Origin of the sequence: Yoonia sp. (genome assembly GCF_046498525.1) — a bacterium.
Taxonomy (GTDB): domain Bacteria; phylum Pseudomonadota; class Alphaproteobacteria; order Rhodobacterales; family Rhodobacteraceae; genus Yoonia.
In genome coordinates, this window is the sequence record NZ_JAWOAN010000035.1 from 1 (window position 1) to 23,218 (window position 23,218).

General features: G+C 59.1%; 17 protein-coding genes. 11 read left to right on the forward strand and 6 right to left on the reverse strand.

Going from position 1 to position 23,218, the window contains the following annotated elements; all coding sequences use genetic code 11:
* Together R6T97_RS02430 and R6T97_RS02435 are read right to left on the reverse strand one after the other, a co-directional pair.
* Positions 1–3,866 (reverse strand): translocation/assembly module TamB domain-containing protein (locus R6T97_RS02430; RefSeq protein ID WP_410347722.1); only part of this gene is annotated, 3,866 nt, incomplete at its 3' end.
* A complete protein-coding gene (locus R6T97_RS02435; protein ID WP_410347723.1) occupies positions 3,866–5,635 on the reverse strand; it encodes an autotransporter assembly complex protein TamA in 1,770 nt (589 codons plus the stop codon). The genes R6T97_RS02430 and R6T97_RS02435, both read right to left, overlap by 1 nt.
* 151 nt (positions 5,636–5,786) lie before the next feature.
* On the opposite strand from R6T97_RS02435, the gene R6T97_RS02440 reads away from it, so the two are divergent.
* Both R6T97_RS02440 and R6T97_RS02445 read left to right on the forward strand, forming a co-directional pair.
* Entirely contained in the window at positions 5,787–7,436 is a 1,650-nt protein-coding gene (locus R6T97_RS02440) for a hypothetical protein (RefSeq protein WP_410347724.1), read from the forward strand.
* Positions 7,436–7,954: a DUF3726 domain-containing protein gene (locus R6T97_RS02445; protein WP_410347725.1), complete on the forward strand. Its 519-nt coding sequence runs from the start codon at positions 7,436–7,438 to the stop codon at positions 7,952–7,954. The genes R6T97_RS02440 and R6T97_RS02445 overlap by 1 nt, the downstream gene beginning before the upstream one ends.
* On the opposite strand, the gene truA is transcribed toward R6T97_RS02445, so the two are convergent.
* Complete coding sequence (gene truA / locus R6T97_RS02450) at positions 7,951–8,718, reverse strand: tRNA pseudouridine(38-40) synthase TruA (protein WP_410347726.1); 768 nt, start codon at positions 8,716–8,718, stop codon at positions 7,951–7,953. The two genes, R6T97_RS02445 and truA, sit on opposite strands and share 4 nt — an antisense overlap.
* Positions 8,719–8,812: 94 nt before the next feature.
* Here truA and R6T97_RS02455 point away from each other — a divergent pair, with 94 nt between their 5' ends.
* Positions 8,813–10,225 carry a YcjX family protein gene (locus tag R6T97_RS02455; protein ID WP_410347727.1) on the forward strand — a complete coding sequence of 471 codons (1,413 nt, stop codon included), beginning with the start codon at positions 8,813–8,815 and terminating at the stop codon, positions 10,223–10,225.
* Positions 10,222–11,211, forward strand: a complete 990-nt coding sequence (locus R6T97_RS02460) for a YcjF family protein (RefSeq protein WP_410347728.1) — start codon at positions 10,222–10,224, stop codon at positions 11,209–11,211. Before R6T97_RS02455 ends, R6T97_RS02460 begins: the two co-directional genes overlap by 4 nt.
* On the opposite strand, the gene R6T97_RS02465 is transcribed toward R6T97_RS02460, so the two are convergent.
* Both R6T97_RS02465 and R6T97_RS02470 read right to left on the reverse strand, forming a co-directional pair.
* Positions 11,208–12,560: a sensor histidine kinase gene (locus tag R6T97_RS02465; protein WP_410347729.1), complete on the reverse strand. Its 1,353-nt coding sequence runs from the start codon at positions 12,558–12,560 to the stop codon at positions 11,208–11,210. The two genes, R6T97_RS02460 and R6T97_RS02465, sit on opposite strands and share 4 nt — an antisense overlap.
* A complete protein-coding gene (locus R6T97_RS02470; RefSeq protein WP_410347730.1) occupies positions 12,557–13,219 on the reverse strand; it encodes a response regulator transcription factor in 663 nt (220 codons plus the stop codon). Before R6T97_RS02470 ends, R6T97_RS02465 begins: the two co-directional genes overlap by 4 nt.
* A gap of 146 nt (positions 13,220–13,365) precedes the next feature.
* On the opposite strand from R6T97_RS02470, the gene R6T97_RS02475 reads away from it, so the two are divergent.
* The 3 genes from R6T97_RS02475 to R6T97_RS02485 all read left to right on the forward strand — a co-directional run bounded on the left by R6T97_RS02475 (position 13,366) and on the right by R6T97_RS02485 (position 18,994).
* Positions 13,366–15,021: an AMP-binding protein gene (locus R6T97_RS02475; protein WP_410347731.1), complete on the forward strand. Its 1,656-nt coding sequence runs from the start codon at positions 13,366–13,368 to the stop codon at positions 15,019–15,021.
* A gap of 106 nt (positions 15,022–15,127) precedes the next feature.
* Complete coding sequence (locus tag R6T97_RS02480) at positions 15,128–17,575, forward strand: ATP-binding protein (protein WP_410347732.1); 2,448 nt, start codon at positions 15,128–15,130, stop codon at positions 17,573–17,575.
* Between the two features lie 426 nt (positions 17,576–18,001).
* Positions 18,002–18,994, forward strand: coding sequence for a TraB/GumN family protein (locus tag R6T97_RS02485; protein ID WP_410347733.1), 993 nt, complete (start codon positions 18,002–18,004; stop codon positions 18,992–18,994).
* A 5-nt stretch (positions 18,995–18,999) separates the two neighbouring features.
* Here R6T97_RS02485 and R6T97_RS02490 read toward each other — a convergent pair whose 3' ends face one another.
* Entirely contained in the window at positions 19,000–19,650 is a 651-nt protein-coding gene (locus R6T97_RS02490) for a DUF2161 domain-containing phosphodiesterase (RefSeq protein ID WP_410347737.1), read from the reverse strand.
* 160 nt (positions 19,651–19,810) lie between these two features.
* Here R6T97_RS02490 and R6T97_RS02495 point away from each other — a divergent pair, with 160 nt between their 5' ends.
* From R6T97_RS02495 to R6T97_RS02510, 4 genes are all read left to right on the forward strand, one after another.
* The gene (locus tag R6T97_RS02495; RefSeq protein WP_410347734.1) at positions 19,811–20,728 is read left to right on the forward strand and encodes a manganese-dependent inorganic pyrophosphatase; all 918 of its coding nucleotides are present in this window, start codon (positions 19,811–19,813) and stop codon (positions 20,726–20,728) included.
* 75 nt (positions 20,729–20,803) lie between these two features.
* Entirely contained in the window at positions 20,804–21,679 is an 876-nt protein-coding gene (locus tag R6T97_RS02500; RefSeq protein WP_410347735.1) for a TIGR01459 family HAD-type hydrolase, read from the forward strand.
* Between the two features lie 160 nt (positions 21,680–21,839).
* Positions 21,840–22,283: a MaoC family dehydratase gene (locus R6T97_RS02505; protein ID WP_008236373.1), complete on the forward strand. Its 444-nt coding sequence runs from the start codon at positions 21,840–21,842 to the stop codon at positions 22,281–22,283.
* 93 nt (positions 22,284–22,376) lie between these two features.
* On the forward strand, positions 22,377–23,218 hold an 842-nt coding region (locus tag R6T97_RS02510; protein ID WP_410347736.1), incomplete at its 3' end, for a bifunctional riboflavin kinase/FAD synthetase.

Consider the following 23,218-nt stretch of genomic DNA (forward strand, 5'->3'; position numbering starts at 1 on the left):
CTGACCTCCGGCTCTCCGGCCGGGCCTTCGACGACGATACTGATCACCGTCCCGTTGTCCGTTTCCGTTGTCGCCACCAAGCGGATGAGAGGCTCGAAATCACCCTGAAGCGTCGCCGTGCCTTCGTCCAGTTCGAACCGCTGTTGCAGGATATCGATCCGGCCGCGGACCAATTCGAACCGACCCACCGGTATCACATTGGCAGTTGTCCCCCCAATCGTGAGGCTGCCACCCAGTTCTGCATCAAGGCCACGGCCACGGATGAATATCCGCGACGGCGCATTGATCACGATATCCAGCGGAAAGGCACGACCGCCCCCGTCTCTATCAGCATCGCTACCATTACCGCCCAACACCCCTGCACGGGCCAGCGTCTGCCGCACAGCTGCCGTTTCGCCTATGTGGGTGACATCAGGCAGTTCGCCCAGCGTGCTGATCGAGGAAGAAGGCACCTGAACATCGGTCTGCCCCAGTGCCAACCTGCCAGAAATGCGCGCGCCGCCCTGCAAGGGGCCATTCAGGTTGATCGCACCCGCGATGCGCGAAGAATAAAGCTCGGGGTCACGTAAAACCACATCGTTCAGCGCGACCGTAATATCCGCCTGATTGGCACCGGTCAGCGCAATTGGACCATTGATGCTGATGCTACCCCCGCTCTCGACGCGTGTCGTCAGGTCGATCTGCGCGTTGCCGTTCGACAGGCGCACTTGTCCGCCAAGATCGGTCAAAGCCTCACCAAGGGTCGGTGCCGCCAGACGCCCGTTGGAGAATGTCACCTGGCCACTCAGCGATGATACCGCAGGCGGGCCATTCACGTTCAGATTAAAATTGGCCAACCCGCTCAACCTGCGCGGATCAAGTGCCGCGTTCGCCAAGGCCAGTGGCGCACTGCCGTCCACATCAAGCGCGAGGTTGCCGTCCCGACTGACCTCGCCCACGATTTGCGCGGCAAGACCGCCCGGTCCGGTGCCCGTGGCATCGATCCCCCAATTGCCGTCTTCATCAAGTGACGCGGCACCCCGCGCACGAACCGGTCCGCTGATCTGGTCGGTCAACACACCGACATCGCGCAAACTGGCATTGAAACGCCCTTGGCCAAAACCTGATGCGCCATTCAACGCGGCAACAATCGACACCTCGCGCGTCGACACTTCCAGCGTGCGCACTGCAAGCACCTCATCGGCAAAGCCGATCGTCGCGTTGATCCGACCTGTCCCTGCCAAAAGCGGATCGAGCGTCGGGTTGCCAATCGCAAGGTCTTCGCTGGTCAGGTTCACGCGGGTGTCAAAACGGCTCAGGTCAGGTAGCACACTGCCTGATGCGGTCAGATCAATGCTGCCTGCAACAGGCTGCCCGATCAACGTTGCATAGGTGGCAAGGCTTTCGACCTGTGCAGCCAGGTCTCCGGTCACTTCGCGATCATTTTCAGGCGACGCGATACGCGCATCCAGCGAAATATCTGTCCCCGGTCCCAGAACACGCAAATCCACATCCGTTGCATTGTCAGCCACAGGCACCGCATCAAGCCCGACCGTGATCGGTCCGTTCAGGCTGGGATCAAGCAAGGCTGCATCATTAAGGCGGAACAGAAGGTCAGCGGTGTTGGACCCATCCAAGGAAATATCCGCATCGCCGCGCAATGACATGGCAGGCGTCTGCACCAGCAGATCAGCTAGGTTGAACCGTGTTTCACCCACGCGAGAAACAGAGGTTGTAAATATCCCTGTGCCGTCCAGCAACGGGTCAAGACGCGCAATCCCTGTCGCCAAATCCTGTGTTTCACCGCTCAGGTTCAGGTCAAAACGCATCCCATCGCTCAGCAGAACGCCATTGGCTTCAAGATTGACGGCACCCGCCAAAGGCTGCCCTGCCAAGGCAGCATAGCGGCTCAGATCACGCACGTCAGCAGACAGAGCGGCATTCACCGTCTGGCCTGTTTCAGCCGGATTGACCGTTCCACTGGTCTCGAAAGAAACGGCTGGCCCCGTGCCGTCCAGCGCAAAGACAATCGCACCATCCGTGCGCTGCGTGACATCCCCCGACACCGCCGCAGGGCCGGACACATCAGGCAAAACTGTCGCCACATCGTTCAGGCTGGCATTCAGGCGCGCGACAGTCCCTTCGCTGGTGAAATCGGCACTGGCCTGCAGACTCGCCGCATCGGTCTGCACCCGCAGGTTTTCCAGCCGAGTCCCGTCAGTATCGCGCACGGCAGTTGCGGCAATGGTGCCGCGTCCGGCAAGGACCCGGTCGACCTCTGCAACACCAACGGAAAGATCATTGGTCTGACCGGACAGCGCGATGTCGAACAAACCATCAAGCGGTGTCAGATCCGCCTGAACCGCAACTTCCGCCGCACCCCCAAGCTGTTGGCCAATCAATGTCGAGAACCGCCCAAGCCCCGCGATTTCGGCATTCAGATTGGCATTGGTCCGAAAGCCCGCTTCAAACCCGTCAATCGTGGCTTCGGCCCGCGCCTCCAGCCCTGCGCCGCTAAGTGTGAAGCGCGATATCTCTGTCGCGCCTGCTCCGGCACGTGTGGCCGAAAATTCGCCCCCGATCTCATCCCCGAAAGCCTCGGACGCCCCGGCCTCGGTCAGTTGCAGCCCGCTGGCACCGTATTGCAGATTTGCAGTAATCAAACTCTCTTGCGCACCTGCCCCCGACCGCAATACGCCGCCCCCTGCAAGGCGCAGTTCGGCGATGCCAAGTCCGGGGCGTTCAAGACCATCGACCGTGATATCCGCGCGCCAATCCTCTGACACATCCGCATCATAGCTGATGGACAGGTTCATACCGTCAACAAAGGTCTTTGGACCGGACAAAGGCAACAAGACGGGCGCGTTTCCAAGCGGGGTGATGCCACCGGTCAGATTAACCAGGTCGGGCCACCCGTCACTGCCAATTGCGATCGCACCGTCCAGCGCAACGCGGCCTGCATCCAGTGCAAGCAGCGGAATATCGACCCGGCCATCCGCCGTCTGCACGACCCGCGCCACGAGGTTGGCATCAGTGCCAAAGAACCCTTGGTATTCCGGCGCGAACAACGGGGAGATATCGCCGCCCAGATCAAGCGCGATCTGCTGGCCGCCATCGGCACTGGTCAGACCGAATGTCCCGGCAAGGCGATCCTGACCATCCGTAGCAAGCGCGAGTGTCGCCTCATAATCGGCCAGCGGTCCAGCCCCCGCAACCCGCAGGCTCACCGCAGGTCGCCCCGGTAAATCAAGCAGACGTGCGGCAATCCCGTCAGGCCCTTCTTCAAGGTTGAGCAGCAGATCAAGCACGCGGGTTTGGTTGGCAAAGCTTCCGCTGACTTCAAAAACGCCGGTTTTTTCGCCCAGACGCTCCGCGATCAGATTGACCGTCCCCTCGCCATCCCGCAATTGCGCAGAGCCATCCAGCGTGACTGCGATCGGTTCGCCCAAAAACGCGTCGCCCAGTTCAACCCGGTCGATACGCAATTGACCAAGCGACACGCTGACGGGAAGTTCCGGCAGGGAAAACGGCTGCGCCTCGGGCGACGGTCCGGTGTCTTCGGAAAGCGGCGGTCGTGAAAGGATAATGCGCGCGGCGCTTAATTCCCGCACATCAATCGCACCACGCAACAGGGCGCTCCGGTTCCAGTTCAGGACAATGTCCTCAACGGTCAGCCAGACGCCTTCGGCATCGGCAATCGTCAGCACATCTATTGTTGCCTCGGTACTCAGCGCGCCTTGAAAGCCTAGGATCGTCACTTCACGACTGACACCTGACAGGTTGTCCTCGATCAGCCCGGTCAGATAACCCTTGTCTTCTTCCTCCTGCGACTGCGCGACAGCCGCAAAGGGGACAAGACACAGCATACATATGATCAGAAACCGCATCAAAACGCTTGTCCAATTCCGATATAAACCTGCAGGTCACGGCCCGCATCATCGCCGCTGGCCTGCGTGCCCAGATCAAGGCGGATCGGCCCGATTCCGGTGTTGTAGCGCACGCCAAAGCCCGCGCCCGCATGCCATTCCGCATCTTCGCCCGGCGTAGAAGTCGCACCGATCTGGCCGAAATCATAAAAACCGACCACTGCGATGTTCTCGCGGACCAGATAACGGGCTTCCAGTTGCGTACCGATAAACGACGTACCGCCTGTGGTCACAGTCTCTGTCCCGCTTACCGTTTCAATCCCAAGCGACTGATAAGGCTGCCCGCGTACAGTGCCCCCGCCGCCCGAATAGTACAAGAAATCAGCAGGGGCTTCCGACAGCTCGGCCCCAAGAACACTGCCGATCTGCAAGCGCCCAGCGAAGGTCAGTTTCTCTTCCTCGCCAACGGTCAGATACCCGCGCGCATCACCGAAAAGACGCGCGCCACTGATATCGCCATCTATACTGATGAAGGGCTCGGCGCTCACGTCGATAAAATAACCGTCACTGGCATTGGAAGGCTCATCACGTCGATCCAGCGTCGCGTCCAGCGGCAAGGTAAGCAAAGTATACGCGCGCGTGTCCAGCGCAGTCTCTTCACGGGCACGCAAGACACCGACGCCCGCCCGCACTGTCAGATCCTCACTCAGGACCCGCGAAAAGCCGGTCTCAAAGGAAATCTTGTCGATCAGGAACTCCGGTTCGTCGTCGCGTGATATCTCGCCGCTCAGAAAATACTCTGTATCAGGACCAAAGGTGGCCGGGCGCGTGAATGTCGCGCCAAGCCGATAGTCAACGCCGCCGGTTTCTCCGGTGATCCCTGCAACCTTGGCATCGACGCGAAACCGTTCAGCGTCGCCCAGAAAGTTACGGTGCAGCCAGAATGACGAGACTGTCAAACCTTCGATAGACGACAGTTCCAGCCCAAACCCGATGCGGCGCGGCTTTGCCTCCGACAGGAGCGCATTGATCGGCAGAGTATCATCTGGTCCGATGTCATCACTTTCCGTCAAGGCCACGCTCGCAAAGGTACCGGTGCGGCGCAAACGGCGCTCTGCGGCGGCAATCTCTTGCGGTGCGAAAACTTCACCGGTGGGCAGGCCCGCAATCTGGCGGATACGGGCATCACTGACGGTTTCATTGCCCGACACGACAAGCGGGCCAAACCGCAAGCGCGGCCCGATATCAAGCGCCACATCCACATCCAGCTTGGAATCCGCGTGGCGGGCGATGATAGACTGCTGCGCAACGCGCGCCTTGGCATAGCCCAGATCACGCCAACTGCTGATGCTACCTGAAACGGCAGAACGGATACTTGCAGACCGCGCGGTACGCCGTGGCCCAAGATCCTCCAGAATCGTGGTTTGCGGCGGCAGCGGGAAAACCTGAACATCGCCAAACGTGAAACGCGGCCCCGGTTCTACAGCGATGATCACTTCGTCAATTGCGTCCGGGGCCGCAAGCGGCGCAATATTGGCCGCCTCGACACCGTCGACGGTAATCGAGATTTCACCGGCGTAATATCCTTCGGCATAAAGCGCCGTGAGCAGCCGACGATAATCCGCGCGCGCAGCAGCGATGTAGTCCTGCGGTGCGGCCGTTTCATCAAGGCTACGCAGCAAAGAGGCTTCATTCAAAGCACCGCGTGCGGCCTCGGACACCAAGCGCACCTCTTGAGCGGCGACAGGTGTGGCAAATATCAGCAGGGCCGCGCATACGCGTTTGAACATTTTAATAAGCGCCTCCCACCACTGACACCGCAACCGGACAAGTTTCTTTCCATCCATGTTATCAAGCCATCCCGGATTTACCAATGACTTCCCCCAGGATGGGTCGTTTTTGTACTTTGTAGCAACAGCACAAGTGGCTAGGTTTCGACCTATGAAAGATATAGCGCGCCCAGCACAAATGCCACTGCGCCCACCCGCAACCGTGATGCGCTTGCGTCGGATGGGGGCCGCATTTCCGACGCGCCTGTCATTCCTGCCCACCCTGATTCGCGCGCTGGCAGCAGACGCTGTCAAAGTCACCCGCCCGGTCTGGGAAATGGATGCTGACGGATTTGGCCATGCCGTCTATACCCTGTCGTTTGGCGGGTATGATTATGCATTGGTCGCAGTCTCAACCGATTTACCGCCGGACATGCGCACCGACCGGGTCATCGCGACCGCATGGGACACCGCGTATGTGCTTTATGACGGCATCCCCGACCCGTCCGAGATTGACCGCATCGTCACCAGCGCGCCCAAACAGGAGGCCGCACGCTTCACCGCCCGCGATCTGGTCCTGAGCCGCGCCAACAAATCCGTCCGGCTGTTCGATCATGTCATCAAGGCACTGCGGGCAGGCAGGCAGCCGGACCCCGTCAAAATCCGCGAAACGGGCTACCTGATGCGCACGACCGCAGTTTACGGCAACGGCAAGTTCGGCATCGCGGATCGCGGCCATATCGCAGACAGGCCCGGCATGGGCGGTCCCTTCATGGCCGAGATGCTGACAGTCTGGCTGATCCGCGGATTCACGCACGATCTGGCAGAGCATATCAGCGGGGGCACACTTTCCCGCGAAGCCAAACGGCATCTGGGGATCGGCAATTCGACCGGTCTGGGCATGGCACCGTTTCTGGTAAACCACCCGCTTTTGCTTGATGCGTGGATGTCCGTGCGCGAAACCGCCATCGCGCGTGTCCGCGCGATCACCAGTCTGGATGCGGGCCAGATCGGGCGGATATACGATCTGGTGACGCGCGCCGCACAGTATTTGGCCGAGTGGGACGTACCCGATGAAATTGCCGCCCGGCGCATCGCCACCCTGCGCAGTGAATGGCCCGAATTCGCCGCGACCCTGACGCCAGAGGCTATGACCGCTGATCAGCCCATTGACCGGATCATTGCCGACAGCACCCGCTGGTCGATCGACACACAAGAACTGATCGCCGCACTGCTGCTGGAACCTTTTGGTGACCTGATCGACGGGCTCGCCGACTGCATGGCCACGCCGTTCATACCAGAGCTTGATCCCACGATGTCCTGCGCCGACCTGCACGCACTCATTGAAACCGACTGGGGCTGGGCCTGCGATTTAGACTACAACATACCCGCCGCATGTGCACAGTTCTGGTACGTGTCAGAAGAAAAATGCGAGCCGCGCTTGGGCAACCGGCATGAAGAACCCGGCGCAGAGCTTGAATCCCCGCTCGATATCGGGCGACAGGTGAAAGCACTGGCAGGCGATCTGACCAGCAACGCAACACCCGTTGGCCAATTCCTTGCCCGCCACCCGCAGCACCGCGCCGCCGTCCGGCGTGTACAATCCCTCGCACGGCATCCCTATGCCGAAATCCGCGACAACCTGATTGGCGAAAACTGCCTGCCCATCGATATTCTGCGCTGCAAGCTGGCGTTCTTTGGCGCAGGCAAATTCGACCCCAAGTCAGACCGCTGGACCCGCATCACCCTTGCCCAAGGCGCACCGCTTTTTGATGAGCTGGACAACGCCGATGACTGGTGGCTGCCGGTGGCAAGCATCTGATGTTATCGCTCAACGAGGTCGCCGGAATGGTGCAAAGCGCCGCAAGGGGTGCTGGTTTACCTACCGGTCAGGCCGAAGAGCTTGGCCGCGTCGCCGCCTATCTGGCAGGGACCGGAGCCAGCATCGCGCCGGTCACAGCAGCCCTGCAGGAACCCGTCTGCACCGTGGATGTCCAATGGGCCGGGGACCGCATCACAGTCCGCCAAGGGCCTGCCGCCCTGATCGGTCCGATCGTACGCGATGCCTTTGCAATGGGCTACACCACGGCTGTTCTGGCCGATCTGGCCCACGCCCCGCTTGTCGGGGCGTTTCTGGCAGAAAGCGGCGTTGCGCAGAAATGGAATGGCCCGGAGGTGTCGTGCAGCGATACGACCGTCCTGAAGGCGGGTTGCAAACCCGTGATCATTGCGCAGGAAGATTGGAACATCTGGTCGGGACTGGCCGCAAGAACCTATGTGCCCGAAACAGCAAGCTCGCGTTTGTCGGGCGCAGGTGCAGGACTGACCGACAATGACTAGACAAACGGATCGTCTGGATATTCCACCCCCGCAAGATACAATCCGTGCGGCGGGGACACCGGACCGCAGGCGCTCCGGTCTTTGGCGGCCAAAGCAGCCTCCACATCATCAGGCCGCCACGATCCGGCCCCGACACGTTCCAGTGTTCCCACAAAGCTGCGCACCTGATTGTGCAGGAACGACCGCGCCCGCACGTGGAACCGATATTCGGTGCCTATGTCGCGCGGCACGACCTCTACCCGCAATTCGTCCAGTGTTTTGACAGGACTTTTCGCCTGACAAATCGTGGACCGGAAGGTGGTAAAGTCATGGTGCCCGATCAGGTGATCGGCACCTGCCTGCATCGCTTGGGCATCCAGCGGATGTTTCACCTGCCACATTTGACCTGCCTCGAACGTCAGCGGCGCGCGGCGCGACATCAGGCGAAACAGATAGCGGCGTTCCAGCGCATCGAACCGCGCATGCCAGTCATCCGCCACCACAGCGCATTTCAAGATCGCGACAGGCGCAGGCTTGAGGTGATAATTCAGCGCCTCGGATAAACGGAACGGGTCCCAGTCCCGCTCCATATCGCAATGCGCCACCTGGCCTGTCGCATGGACGCCCGCATCGGTGCGCCCTGCCGCTGCAATCGCATGTTCACGGGGTTCCAGCTTGGCCAAAGCGGCCTCGATCGCACCCTGCACCGAGGGCTGGTCAGTCTGTCGCTGCCACCCGGCAAAGGGCGCACCGTGGTATTCGACAAGAAGGGCATAGCGTGGCATCTGCCCCGATTAGGGGGCGCATCAGGCAAAATCAATCCCTACACATCCCATGATAACGCCCCTATCTTCGTACAAAGCATTGAAAGGGCCCGTTTTGGTCATCTCTACCATCGCAGATCAGATCACCCGCACGGTCGAGGGCATGGGCCATACATTGACAGCGCCTTTCCGCGATCCGGTGATCCGCTTGGGCGTCACCGGGCTTTCGCGGGCAGGCAAGACGGTGTTCATCACGTCGTTGGTCGCCAATCTGATGGACCGCGGGCGGATGCCACAACTGGACGCCGCGGCAAGTGGTGCGATCCGCACCGCCTATCTCCAACCACAACCCGACGACACCGTGCCGCGCTTTCATTACGAGGCCTACCTGTCACAACTGACCGCCCCTGAACCAAGCTGGCCCGATGGCACCCGCCAGATTAGCGAATTGCGGCTGTCATTGCGGGTCCAGCCAAGTGGTCTGCTCTCTGGTATCTCCGGCCCGCGCACCGTGCATATCGACATCGTCGACTATCCCGGTGAATGGCTGCTTGACCTTGGATTGCTGGATCAAACCTACGCCGAATGGTCCGCAGCAGCCTTGGGCCGCGCCAGAGGACGCCCCGGTGGAGACGACTATGTGGCGCTGGTCGCTGGCGTAGATCCAACAGTGCCGCTGGATGAACCCGAAGCACTTGTGCTGGCCGAACGGTTCACCGCGCACCTGCGCGAGGCACGCGAGGCCGGGTTCTCTGATTGCTCTCCCGGAAGGTTCCTTTTGCCGGGTGATCTGGCCGGTTCGCCCGTGCTCACTTTCGCGCCGCTGCCAACCGCGCGCTACCCGCGCGGGTCACTGGGCCGCGAGTTCGAGCGCCGTTTTGAAAGCTACAAACGCAACATCGTGCGCCCCTTCTTCCAAGATCACTTTGCCAAGATCGACCGCCAGATCGTGCTGGTCGATGTGCTGGGCGCAATCCATGCTGGACCCGCCGCACTTGATGACCTGCGCAACGCCATGGCGCGCATCCTCGGGGCCTTCCGTCCCGGACGCAACGCCTTCCTGTCCCGCATTTTCCAAGGGAGACGGGTCGAAAAGATCCTCTTTGCGGCAACCAAGGCCGACCACCTGCATCACAGCCAGCACCCGCAGCTTACCGCGATCACCCAAGCGCTACTGCGCGAGGCCAAAGACCGTGCCGACTTTGCAGGGGCGCAAACGGCTGCGATGTCGATTGCCGCACTGCGCACAACAGTCGAAGACACCGTGGATCACAAGGACGGCCCGCTGGATGTCGTGCGAGGCCGCTTGCTGGACACGGGCAAACAGGCGGCCTTCTACCCCGGCAAACTTCCGTCCGATCCCGCTCAGTTGCTGGTGCCCGCGCGTGAAGGTTCGGATAAATGGCTTGATGCCGATTACAGCATCATGAACTTCGCCCCCGCCCCGCTGACCCGGCATCCCGGCGACGGGCCACCGCATATCCGGTTGGACAAGGCGGCACAGTTCCTGTTCGGAGATCGGCTATGACACGCGGACCTGTACTTATCGACCTTGAAGGCACTGACGCCGCGCAACCGGCCACGGCCCCTGCCGTAGAAGATGATCGCGACATACCTCGCGGCGTTGCGATGCAACAGGTCGCAGCGATCACGACGCGCCGCCCGTCGCGATTGGCACGCTGGTTCTGGTCGGTGACGCTCGCACTGGTCGGTTTCATTGCTTCACTCGCGGCATGGGATTATGTCACGGGGCTGCTGTCGCGCTCGCCCGTCTTGGGGGGCATCGCAACTGCACTCATCGGGCTCTTGCTTCTGGTTCTGCTGATCATCGGGCTGCGGGAACTGGCCGCTTTTGGCCGGTTGCGCACACTCGACAGCATCCAGCACAAAGCGGCAGGCGCGCTGATCTCGCTTGACCTCAAACAAGCCCGCATTGTCCTAGGCGACCTTGAAGAGCTTTATGGTAATCGCGAAGATACCGCATGGGGGCGGGCCGAACTTAAATCGCGGCAAGGCGACATTCTTGATGCCGACGGTCTGCTGGGGTTGGCGGAAACGTCACTGCTTGCCCCGCTCGACGCGCGCGCCCAGCGCGAGGTCGAGGCCGCAGCACGGCAGGTGGCGACGGTCACAGCGATTGTCCCGCTGGCCTTGGCAGACCTGTTCACCGCGCTTACCGCAAACCTGCGGATGATCCGGCGGATCGCAGAAATCTACGGTGGACGATCAGGCACATTGGGCAGTTGGCGGCTGACACGAACGGTTCTGACCCATCTTGTGGCGACAGGTGCGGTCGCTGTCGGAGACGACCTGATCGGCTCGGTCGCAGGTGGCGGTGTTTTGTCAAAGGTTTCCCGCCGCTTTGGCGAGGGGGTGATTAACGGCGCGCTTACCGCACGCGTAGGCGTTGCCGCGATCGAGGTCTGCCGCCCGCTGCCGTTTCATGCCACCAAAAAACCATCGGTCAGCAGCCTTGTCGGACGCGCAATGAGCGGGCTTTTCAACCGCGGCTAGTCGCTCCGCTTCGCAGAGGCAAAGGGCAAGCGCATGTGAATGGCCAATCCGCCCAGCCTGTCATCTTTCGACAACAGGATCTTGCCGCCATAGGCGTGGATCAGGTCATGTGCGATCGCAAGGCCAAGGCCTGTCCCCGGCATGGACGTATCAAGGCGCTGACCGCTTTGTGTGGCCTTTGCAATTTCCTCTTTTGGAATACCGGGACCGTCATCGGCAATGGTGAGCATGATCTGCCCATCTGCCGTTTCCGCCACATCAAGCCGCACTTCTGACGCCGCCCATTTCAGCGCGTTATCCAGAAGATTACCGGTCACCTCTTCAAAATCGCTCTGATCCATCCGCACGCGCAGCCCTTTGGCATAGGTCGCCTTGAAAATCTTGCCTTCATTACGGGCAAGGGCGTTAAACGCACGCTCCATCCGGCCCAGCGCCGTATCAAGTTCGGTCGCCACACCGACCGTCGCATCCGTCCCATCGGCCCGCATCCGCGCAAAAGACCGCTTGAGCTGGGCATCCAACCGGTCAAGTGCGTCAACAGCGTCCTGCACGTCCATGCCCTCTATCTTCAGATTTTCCAGCTCATTGCGCATGATCGCCGATGGCGTCTTGATGGCATGGGCAAGGTCAGCAGCCTGCCTGCGCGACCGGCGCATGATATCGCGGTTGCGATCCATCAACGTGTTGATGTCGTTCACCAAAGGAGCCACCTCGACCGGATAGCTCGCAACCTCCAGCCCGTCTTCCTGCTCCCATCTGCCGGACACATCCTGCCGCAATTTGTTAAGCGGCTGCAGGACCACGGCCACCTGCGTCAACGCGCCCAGCACCCCCACGAAAGAAACAAAGGTAAATGCGGTCAAGAGGGTGTTGCGCAAAACAGCCTGATCTTCCTCGAAACTGCGCAGCGATGACGCGACCTGAACATACCACATCGCGCCATTCCTGACGGGCACCCACTGACCAATCGCAAACACAGGCTCGCCGTTGGGGCCTGTGAATTCGCGCCTCTGGCGTTCTTGCGAAAGCCCGAACGGGCGGGGCAACCGTTCTTCATCCAGCGACGGAGACGCATAAATAGCACCTGTATCTGTCTCAACCTGCCAATACTGTCCGGAAAACGGGACCTGATAGACCAGATCACCAATGGCGCGGACAAGGTCGTTGGCTGAATCGCTGTTGTTCGAAACCGCGACGATCGCCTGGGAATGACGGGTTTCCAAGACCTCGATAAACCGCGCCTGGGTCTGCGAGGTCACATAAGACGATACACCCGCCAAGCCCAGCACGATGATCGCAACAGCCCACAGGATGCCACCCGTCACGGCACGGGCGCGCAGCGACGTCATACGGTCGCTTTGATCACGTAACCTCTGCCGCGGACGGTTTCGATCAGGTCACTGCCGAGCTTCTTGCGCAACCGGTTCACAAAGACAGCGATCGTGTTGGAATCGCGATCTCCGTCGTACTGATAGATATGATCGGACAGTTCGTTCCGCGATACCAGACGACCGGAGTTATGGAACAAGTAAGACAGCACTGCAATTTCCTGCGAGGTGAGGTTGGTCGGAATACCATTCACCATAACCTGATTGGTGCGCGTATCAAACGTCACATCATCCTTGGAAAACACAGGGGTCGCCTTGCCGGCCTTGCGGCGGATCAGGGCACGCACACGCGCCGAAAGCTCTGCCATATGAAACGGCTTGGTCAGATAATCATCTGCGCCGGCATCAAGGCCGTCCACGCGGTCGGTCCAGTCATTCCGCGCCGTCAGGATCAGAATAGATGTATCATTCCCTCCGCTCCGCAGGTTCTTGAGTACCGTCAGACCATCCCGAATAGGCAGGCCAAGGTCCAGAATGATCACATCATAAGGTTCAGTTTCACCGAGATACTGCGCTTCAGCCCCGTCGACGGCAACATCGACTGCCAGCCCTTCGGACATCAGTGTTTTCTTCAGTTGGCTGGCGAGCACAGGCTCGTCTTCGGCAATTAGGATACGCATTGGATGAAGGTACCCTGAAGAGGTGGCGAAAGTTTGGCGAATATACGACAGCAAACAGCTTATTGCGACCGCCGGCAAGAGCGTTGTTCCAGTCTGCAGTCAGAAGTAATTGACAGCAATTGAACAAGAGTTGATTTTCGCACATCATGTTGAAGAGACATCAAAACATCACAGAAACACGCGCCCGTTTCTGGTGGGATATTCCTGAATATTTCAACATCGGGGTCGATATCTGCGATAAACATGCAGCCAAAGCACCCCAACGTTGCGCTATTGTTGACATCGATCCTGACGGGATGGCGACCGAATACACCTTCGCAGATCTGCGCGACCGGTCCAATCAACTCGCCAATGCGTTGACCAATACATCCGTGCCCGGGGACAGGATCGCCGTGCTTTTGCCACAGTGTTTCGAAACTGCGGTGTCCCACGTCGCGATCACCAAGGCCGGTTGCATCGCATTGCCGCTCTTCACGCTTTTCGGACCAGAGGCGCTTCTACACCGCCTCAAGGATTCAGGTGCAACCACAATTATCACGAATGAGGTGAGCGCCGAAGTGATCGCTCAACTCCGCCCCCAACTCCCCGGCCTCAAACGTATTCTTTGCATTGATGGCGCACAGGGCGCTGCCGAGGGCTTTCACGCGCTCTGCGATAGCAGCTCGACCCAGTTCACACCCCACCCGACCAAAGCAGATGATCCCGCGATTCTGATCTACACGTCCGGCACCACCGGCGCACCCAAAGGCGCGCTGCACGCCCATCGCGTACTGCTCGGCCATCTGCCCGGCGTAGAAATGAGCCATGATTTCTTTCCGCAACCAGGCGACAAGATATGGACGCCTGCCGATTGGGCATGGATTGGCGGCCTGCTTGACGTGCTGATGCCCGCCTTGCACCACGGCGTTCCGGTTGTTGCCTGTAGGTTCCGCAAATTTACCGCAAAGGCGGCGTTCGATCTGATCCGCGAACACGCCATCCGCAACGCATTTCTGCCGCCGACCGCCCTGAAACTCATGCGGCTTGACACACCTGCCACCCCTGTCCCGCTCCGCTCGGTCGCATCGGGCGGCGAAACGCTTGGCAAGGAACTGATCGCATGGGGTCAACAGGTCTTTGGCACCACGATCAACGAATTCTACGGGCAGACCGAATGTAACATGATTGTCTCTTCCTGCGCCGCACTGGAACCCGCAGAGCCGGGCGTGATGGGATTTGCCGTGCCCGGCCACACCGTTGATCTTATTGACGAAGATACCACCACACCTTGCGACATCGGGCAAGAGGGCAGCATCGCGGTGCGCGCGCCTGATCCTGTGATGTTTCTGGAATACTGGAACAATCCCGACGCCACCGCCAGCAAGTTCATCGAAATCGCTGGCGATAAATGGCTCCTGACAGGCGACAAGGGCTGCAAATCGCCCACCGGCCGCTTCCGGTTCATCGGGCGCGATGACGATATCATCAGTTCGGGCGGCTACCGCATCGGCCCCGCCGAGATCGAGGACTGCCTGCTGACCCACCCCGCGGTGCAACTGGCCGGGGTTGTCGGCAAGCCTGATCCGATCCGGGGGTCAATCGTTGCGGCATACATACAGCTTGCGCAGGGTTTCGACGGGTCGGACGATCTGGCAAACGATATCGCCGCCCACGTCAAAACCAGACTTGCCGCCTATGAATTTCCCCGTGTCGTCCGTTTTATCGACGATATGCCGATGACCACCACAGGCAAGATCATCCGCGCCGATCTGCGGGCGCGCGCCTGCATCGAAAAGCGTCAATCAGACTGGCAGGGCAAGTAAAACCACGCCCCGTCTGACGACCCGTCCCTTGATACTCACGCGTATTCCAAGCTTGGAAGCTGCGCAAACACGCATATAATGTGACGGATTCGAGTGAAATGATCTTATGTATAACCCACTGACCGCCAACCCCTCTTCCGAGCGGGGTAGCCACCAACAGATGAAGGTTTTTGTCGGCAGGGCCGGAACTCTGCAGCGCATCAATGGCAGCTCCAAACCGTCACTTGTTCTGGGGCCTGCAGGCATTGGCAAAACCGCCTTCGCGCGGCATGTGGCACAGCAATCGCCCGCAGCAACAATCTTTGCTGCAGATGGGGTGCAAATGCGGGCCAGCTATCACCCGTTTACGCGGTGGATAATGCACGAAACGCAAAGCAACCTTCCCGGTTTCGCGGATATTTCAACACGGTTTACCGCTCTGCCTGACCCTTCGAAACGGGCATTGGCCCTGATCCTTGGCTTGCCCGAAGGCCAGCAACTCCTGACCGAACAAAGCAACGTCGCCCTCAAGGCGTTGATCGAAGAAAGCCTGTGGATGGCCATCCGCGCAACACAAGCGCAAGGTGTCTTGATCTTCGAGGATTTGCACTGGTTCGATAGCGCCAGCTTTGGCGTGCTGAGCCATATCATCCAAAGCAAGGCGGCCAGCCACTATCAAATCCTGATGACAAGCCGCGAAGACGCCAAGATCGACAGATTTCTGGGCAAGGCGCCCATAAACATCAATGCGCTTGAACCCCTGTCAGACCGCCAAGCCGATGATCTGCTGAAAACCCTGTCGCAGGGCAAGGCAACGGCAAACCAACGCGCGTATCTTATCGCACATGCAGGGGGAATACCGCTTTTCATCGAACAGATCCTCAGACGCGATGCCTTGAACAACACCCCGCGTTTTGATGTGCCCGACACACTGAAAGACCTTCTGGCAGAGCAGATCGACGCAACCGGCGCGGCCAAGCCCGTGCTGCAGGCCGCCTCGGTTATCGGGCGGCGCTTTGATCTTGCGACGCTGCGCGCGATTGCAGCGGACCATGATCCACTTGAAGGCCACCTCGACACCGCCTGCCGGCAGGGTGTGCTTCAAAAAGACGGCCAGGACAGCTTCAGCTTTGCACATGCCCTTTTGCAGCAAACGGCCTATCAAGGCATGTTGCGGCAAACGCGGATCAGATATCATGCGCAAATCGCGGCATATCTGGAAAAACATCACCCTGATGCGGTGATGCGAAACCCCGCACTGCTGACCAACCATCTAAGCTTGTCGCAGCAACATATTCCGGCGATCCAGAACTATCTGACCGTGAGCAGGCGAGCGCTCTTGCAAGGGGGCTTTGAAGATGCCGAAGCGCATGTTCTCGCGGCCATCTCATTGTGCGAAAATGCGCCGGCGGACACCGATCTGCGCGCGCTTGAAATCGCATGTTATGCAGCGCTCGGGTCAATCCGTATGCAAGTTCATGGATTTACGGCAACGCCTGTCAAGGACGCCTTTGAAAAGGTATCGACGCTCGCCAAAGGCCAGACCACCTATTGCGCGGCCAATGGCCCTGCATTTTACGGTAGCTTCACCCACGCGGTCATTTCGGGGGACAAAGCGACAGCGCGTCAATTCAGCGAAATGTTGCGCGACGCGGCGGTCAACGATCCTGACGGCGATCAAAACAAGGAACTGCGGATCGCGTCGTTGAATGTGGATACATCGTTGCACTTCTATGCAGGTGATTTTGCCAAGGCATCCACTGCATACCAGCAATTGCAAAGCGACTACGACATCGCCAGACATGGTGCCATGATCTCAAGCTATGGGGCCGATACCTACGGCGCTGCGCAAATGTTCGAATGTGTCATTCGGTCGATCTGCGGCGATGCCCACCTCATCCCGGGCCTGAGTGTCGAAACCGATGCGCACCAGGAACTGCTGAACATCCCCGTCATGCAGCCTTGGGCGCAAATCTGGGGTGCGGTCCCGCTTTATTATGCAGGCAAGACAGACAGGGCCGTTGCCCGCGTGCGACGCGGCATCGAAACCGCGACCCGCCAGTCAGCCGGGTTCTGGCAAATGACCGGTGCAGCCTGGCTGAATGTCATGGACACATCCGAAACTTACCACGAAGACGGGCTTGGCAACTTTCATGCCGTCATCAAAGCCCATGAAGCAATGGGGGCACGAGTCGGGCTACCTTACTTTCGGGCACATTACGCGATTGCGCTCGCCAAGCATGACAGGTTGGATCACGCATATCAGGCATCACTACAGGCAACCCGCGAAAACGAAGCCAACGGTCTGCACTGCTGGTATCCCGAGGTGCTGCGCCTTCATGCGCAAATCTGCGAACAATGCGGCGGGCCGCGGGGGGCCGCGCGTTTCCGCAAGGAGGCCGCGGACATCGCCACCCGACAGAATGCCCTGCTCTGGCTGTTGCGCGTCCGTGTGGACCAACACAGGGCAGGCGAAATAGGCGATGCCGAACTTGAAGACCTGCTCAACCGTCTCGACCCGGCGGCCAGACCACCGGAAGTGCGGTTCGCGCATCATTTGTTGAACAAGACATGACGCCGGACACGACCGAACAAACCCACAAACGCGTGCAGACAATTGTCGATCAAGAGGACGACAGCGACGGCTTTTACTTCTTGCTATCGGGATCGATGATTGGCCAGCGCTGTTAAAATGGCTCTCCTGAATTTAATCGCATTTTCATGATTTTTTGTCAAAACTTGGTCATGTTGGTCGGCTACCATAGTTGGCGCAGTGACGAAGGTGAAAGAATTGACACGTATATTCAGTATTTTAGGTGGTGAAGTCACACTGATGTTGGCCTTAGGCAGCGCGGGACTGATCTTTTTGATTTTTGGCTAAGCCGCCACCCGGTACAGGGCTGGATGCTGACCGGGATGATGGAAAACCACGCCCGAGGGAATTGACCCTCAGTGTGCAGACCTTACCTAAAGCACGAAATCGCCTCACAAAGGATCGCGCATGTTCTTTCGCTCTGCTGCAGCACTCTTCTTGTCGCTTGTCGCCCTCCCCGCATCGGCGGCCTGCAGCGGAGCAAGCTATCTTGACCGGATGACCGCAGGTCAGCAGATGCAGCTATCGGCTGCAGTCGCTGACATGCCTTACGCCGAAGGGCTGATCTGGACTGCGACAAAGGACAGTGCCGCGATCACCGTTGTCGGCACCATGCACATCTATGACGCTCGATTGAAAGACCTGCGCACCAAGCTTGCCAAGACAATCACCGGTGCCGATCTGGTGATGCTGGAAGCGACACCTGAAGAAGAGGCCAAACTTCAGAACCTGATCACAACAGACCCCGGCCGCCTTTTCATCGTGGATGGTCCGACGCTGCCTGAACTGGTGGACGAAGAAACATGGCAACTTATCGCATCGGCCGCTTCCGAACGGGGTATTCCCTCGTTCATGGCCGCCAAGATGCAGCCTTGGTATTTGTCACTCACACTGGCGGTGCCGTCCTGCGCGATGTCGGACATGATGCAGGGCGTGCGCGGTCTTGACCATATGATCATGCAGGATGCAGAGGCTGCGGGCGTGCCGATGCAGGCGGTCGAACCATACACCACGCTATTCGATCTTTTCGAAGAAGACAGTTTTGACGAACAGATCGACATGCTGCGCGCCAGCATGCTGGTACCCGACCTGCAAGAGCAAATGTTCGTGGCCATGCTGGATCGGTATTTTGCCGAAGATATCGGGCGTTTGTGGGAAATGTCGCGGATTGCCATGTCTGATGTGCCTGATCTGGACCCGGTCGAAGCGAATGCAATGTTTGATGAAATGGAAGACGCCTTGTTGAAGACCCGCAACCGCAACTGGATTCCGGTCATCACGGAGGCGTCAGAAACTCACGATAACATTCTGCTCGCGGTCGGCGCCGGCCATCTGATCGGCAACGAAGGCGTGCTTCGCCTTCTTGAAAACGAAGGCTGGACAATCACGCGCGGCAATTAACAGTTTCAGGCATCTCCATAATCAGCCAGCCCCTTGCGGCCTGCATCGGTCAGATCATAGATCCCGTGCGACACGCGGCAGAACCAGCCATAGTGGTCTGCCGCCATGATCCGCGTGGCCTGCGGCACTTCGGCCCATTCGCCAACCTTGGCACCCTTTGATGCCCCATGCACTGCAAGAAACCGTGCACAGCGCAATGCATCCTGACGGTAGCCCGTGATAATGCCATGCCGGGTTGCGCCGCCATCATTGGGATCACCCTGCAAACGCTCGAACGCCCGCAGGAGCCGGGTTTTCTTTTTGCGTGATTGCCGCGCCGCATACGGCCCCGGGTCCGCCAGCACCTCTACATGACCATCGCGCAGGCGCACGGTCATGACGCCCAGACCTGCACGGCGGGCCAGCTTTACATTCGCCTTCAATGCCTTGTCCTTGCCGCCCGAGGGCACCGCCAGATACACATGGTCGGTGGTCAAAAGCCGCTCGACCCCCTGATGAAACAGCGCCAGCGAAAACCCCAGCTTCAGTTCGACCACCACAAGGTCATCCCCGCGGCGGGCGACAACATCGGCGGCACCCACCTCGCCCTTCACCTCATAGCCCTGCCTTTGCAGGTAGGCCTTGATGGGGGGATATAGATCGGCTTCGCGGGGCATCGGGTCTCCTTGCGGCGCAGCCAAATGGAAAAACCGTGCGCTGGCAAGACCCGCCATTTCTGTCAGCGTCACCTTTGTTCAATCCACCAGCATGGGGTGACAGTCAGAACGCACACTTCTATATACGGGGCAACCTTTGCTCCGATTGAAAGTGATGCACATGACAACGCTCGTATTTGGCCACAAATCCCCCGACACCGACAGCACCGGCTCGCCTCTGATCTGGGAATGGTTTCTCAACCACACCGGGATCGAAGCGAAAGCGGCGCTGCTGGGCACTCCGAACACAGAAGCTGCCTTTGTCGCCAAGCGCTGGGGTTTTAAGCTGCCCGAGATTATCGCGGATGTGCAAGACGAACAGTCCTGCGTGATCGTCGACACCAATAACCCTGCTGAACTGCCCGCGAACATCAACAACGCCGATGTGCTGGCCATCATCGACCACCATAAGCTGGCAGGTGGTCTTGAGACAAAGAACCCGATCAACATCACCGTGCGCCCCTTGGCCTGCACTGCGACGATCATGCATCAGATGATGGGCGAACATGCGGGGCATATGCCAGATGGCATCAAGGGGTTGATGCTGTCTTGCATCCTGTCCGATACGCTGGCCTTCCGGTCGCCCACCACGACCGAGATGGACAAGGATCTGGCTGAAAGCCTCGCCAAGGAGCTTGGCGTCGATATCGAAAGCTACGCCAGTGAAATGTTCGAAGCGAAATCCGATGTCTCTGCGTTTTCAGATGCTGAACTGCTGCGCATGGACAGCAAGGAATACGAAGTCGACGGCAAGAAATTCCGCGTCTCGGTTCTGGAAACCACAGCGCCCCAGATCGTGCTGGACCGCAAGGCATCGCTGATGGAAACCATGCCGAAGGTCGCAGAAGAGGACGGCGTCGACCAGGTGCTGCTGTTTGTCGTGGATATCATCAACGAAGAAGCCACGATGCTGATCCCCAACGACATGGTGAAAACCGTGGCTGAAAAATCCTTTGACGCCACAGTCGACGGCGACAGCGTGGTCCTGCCCGGCGTCATGAGCCGGAAAAAGCAGATCATCCCTGCGCTGAAGGTCTAAACTAGCCGCACAACTGTACATACAGGTTCTGTACAGGTTCTGTACGCGTTCCATACCGTTCACAAAGGTTAACAGATGACCCAGATTATCGACCAATTTGCCGACATCTCGGGTCGGTATGACGCCGCTTTCGTGGACCTTTGGGGCTGCATGCACAATGGCATCGAAGCGCTGCCACAGGCGGTTGCAGCAATGCAGAAGTACCGTGCCGCGGGCGGGATTGTGGTGCTTGTCACCAACTCGCCCCGCCCGTGGGATTCCGTGGCGCGGCAGATCCACGGGTTGGGTGTGCCGGATGACGCATGGGATGCAATCGCCACCTCTGGCGACAGCGCCCGCGCAGCGATGTTCCGGGGTATTGTCGCTGAAAAAATCTGGTTCATGGGCGAAAGCCCGCGCGACGATGATTTCTTCAAGCCCCTGCAAATCATCGACAATCCAGTGAACATCCAGAAGGTTCCACTGGAAGAGGCCGAAGGCATCGTCTGCTGCGGCCCCTTTGACCCGCTTGCCGATGTGGATGTAAACCGCCCGGAATTTCTTTATGCGAAGACCAAGGGGCTCAAGCTGTTGTGCGCGAATCCCGACATTGTCGTCGACCGTGGCGATGTGCGCGAATGGTGCGCCGGTGCGCTTGCGGCGCTTTATACCGAAATGGGTGGCGAAAGTCTCTATTTCGGCAAACCACACCCGCCGATCTACGATCTCGCGCGGCGCAGGCTCGCTGCGTTAACCAATACGCCATCCGATCCGCGTATCGTAGCCATTGGCGATGGACTCGGCACCGATATTCTGGGCGGATTACAAGAAGATCTCGACACGCTCTTCATTTCCGGTGGCTTGGCGGCTGCCGAGACAAAGACAGATCACCAGCCTGATCCAGAGGCTTTGAATGCCTATCTGCAAAGCGCCCAGATGAGCGCGACTTACGCGATTGGGCATTTGCGTTAAATCGACCACCGCGCTTGGTTTTGCAAAGGAACATCGCCGGCCCGATGGGGCCGCCGATGTTTTTTGGCACAAGAATCACTTGATCTTTCTGCGTTCGCAAAGTAATAAAATTTCAAATAAAGAACCTAGGCAGAATTTTTGTTACCTCATGGAGCCTGAAATGTTGGATAATGCACCCCGCGGGACGATCTGCATCGAAGATATTGAAATCGGCATGACCCGATCGCTCCGCAAGGTAATCACCGACCGCGACATCGAGATGTTCTCGGAAGTATCCACGGACCGGAACCCGGTGCATCTGGATGAGGATTACGCGCAGGACACCATCTTTGGCGGGCGTATCGCACATGGCATGCTGACCGCTGGTCTGGTCAGTGCGGTCATAGGCGAACAACTGCCCGGACACGGCACGGTTTATCTGGGTCAAAGCCTGAAATTCCTCGCTCCGGTGCGCCCCGGCGACATGGTTCTGGCCGAAGTCGAGGTGACTGAAATCGACCATTCCAAGCGACGTGTCACCATGAACACCCGGTGCCTTGTGAACAACAAGAAGGTGCTTGTCGGCGATGCGACCGTCCTCGCGCCGTCACGGAAATTCGACTAGCTCTTAAAAGTCTGACCGCCTTGTGCACGTCGAAGCCCGCAATGGCCGACAAGCGGTGCTTGCACGCATTTACGCGGTCCGCTACGCAAAGCCATGCGCATCATACGTGACACCGCTTTCATTGACCCGACCGACCGTGGCGCCGCTGCGGCGATTGGTAATTTCGATGGTGTGCACATCGGACATCAAGCCGTGATCGATGTGACGCGTAAAGCAGCAAAGGCAGAGAATGCCCCCTTGGGGATCATGACCTTTGAACCACATCCGCGCAGCTATTTTTCGCGCGATTCCAAACCGTTCCGCCTGATGAATGCCGAAGCCCGCGCCAACCGTCTGGCCAAGCTGGGCGTCGAAAAGCTCTACGAGGTCCCCTTTAACGCAGCCCTCGCCAGCCTGACCCCGCGCGAGTTCGCACAGACCATCATTGCCGATCAGCTCGGGCTCAGGCATGTGGTCGTCGGTGCCGACTTCTGCTTTGGCAAGGACCGCGCCGGAACGGTCGAAGACCTCAGGGCCTTTGGCGCTGAAATGGGGTTCGGCGTCACCATCGCACCCATTGTCGCGATTGACGCTGTCAATGTCTCTTCCACGGCCATCCGCCAAGCACTGACCGACGGAAAGCCGCGGGATGCCGCAGCAATGCTGGGCCACTGGCACCGGATCGAAGGTGAAGTGATCCGCGGCGATCAACGCGGCCGCGACCTTGGCTATCCAACTGCAAACATGTCGATCACCGGCCTGCATCCGCCCAAATTCGGCGTCTACGCGGTCAAGGTCGATGTGCTGGATGGTCCATACAAGGGCACCTATAATGGTGCTGCATCCATCGGCGTACGCCCGATGTTTGGCGAAAACGTTGCCAACTGCGAAACCTTCATCTTCGATTTCAAAGGCGACCTTTATGGGTCCACCCTGTCTGTCGCCTTGGTCGATTT

Bases quoted from the DNA above. Each gene is read 5' to 3' on its own strand.
- R6T97_RS02435 (WP_410347723.1), bottom strand. From the start codon at position 5,635: ATGTTCAAACGCGTATGCGCGGCCCTGCTGATATTTGCCACACCTGTC.
- R6T97_RS02440 (WP_410347724.1), top strand. From the start codon at position 5,787: ATGAAAGATATAGCGCGCCCAGCACAAATGCCACTGCGCCCACCCGCA.
- R6T97_RS02445 (WP_410347725.1), top strand. From the start codon at position 7,436: ATGTTATCGCTCAACGAGGTCGCCGGAATGGTGCAAAGCGCCGCAAGG.
- truA (WP_410347726.1), bottom strand. From the start codon at position 8,718: ATGCCACGCTATGCCCTTCTTGTCGAATACCACGGTGCGCCCTTTGCC.
- R6T97_RS02460 (WP_410347728.1), top strand. From the start codon at position 10,222: ATGACACGCGGACCTGTACTTATCGACCTTGAAGGCACTGACGCCGCG.
- R6T97_RS02465 (WP_410347729.1), bottom strand. From the start codon at position 12,560: ATGACGTCGCTGCGCGCCCGTGCCGTGACGGGTGGCATCCTGTGGGCT.
- R6T97_RS02470 (WP_410347730.1), bottom strand. From the start codon at position 13,219: ATGCGTATCCTAATTGCCGAAGACGAGCCTGTGCTCGCCAGCCAACTG.
- R6T97_RS02475 (WP_410347731.1), top strand. From the start codon at position 13,366: ATGTTGAAGAGACATCAAAACATCACAGAAACACGCGCCCGTTTCTGG.
- R6T97_RS02480 (WP_410347732.1), top strand. From the start codon at position 15,128: ATGTATAACCCACTGACCGCCAACCCCTCTTCCGAGCGGGGTAGCCAC.
- R6T97_RS02485 (WP_410347733.1), top strand. From the start codon at position 18,002: ATGTTCTTTCGCTCTGCTGCAGCACTCTTCTTGTCGCTTGTCGCCCTC.
- R6T97_RS02490 (WP_410347737.1), bottom strand. From the start codon at position 19,650: ATGCCCCGCGAAGCCGATCTATATCCCCCCATCAAGGCCTACCTGCAA.
- R6T97_RS02495 (WP_410347734.1), top strand. From the start codon at position 19,811: ATGACAACGCTCGTATTTGGCCACAAATCCCCCGACACCGACAGCACC.
- R6T97_RS02500 (WP_410347735.1), top strand. From the start codon at position 20,804: ATGACCCAGATTATCGACCAATTTGCCGACATCTCGGGTCGGTATGAC.
- R6T97_RS02505 (WP_008236373.1), top strand. From the start codon at position 21,840: ATGTTGGATAATGCACCCCGCGGGACGATCTGCATCGAAGATATTGAA.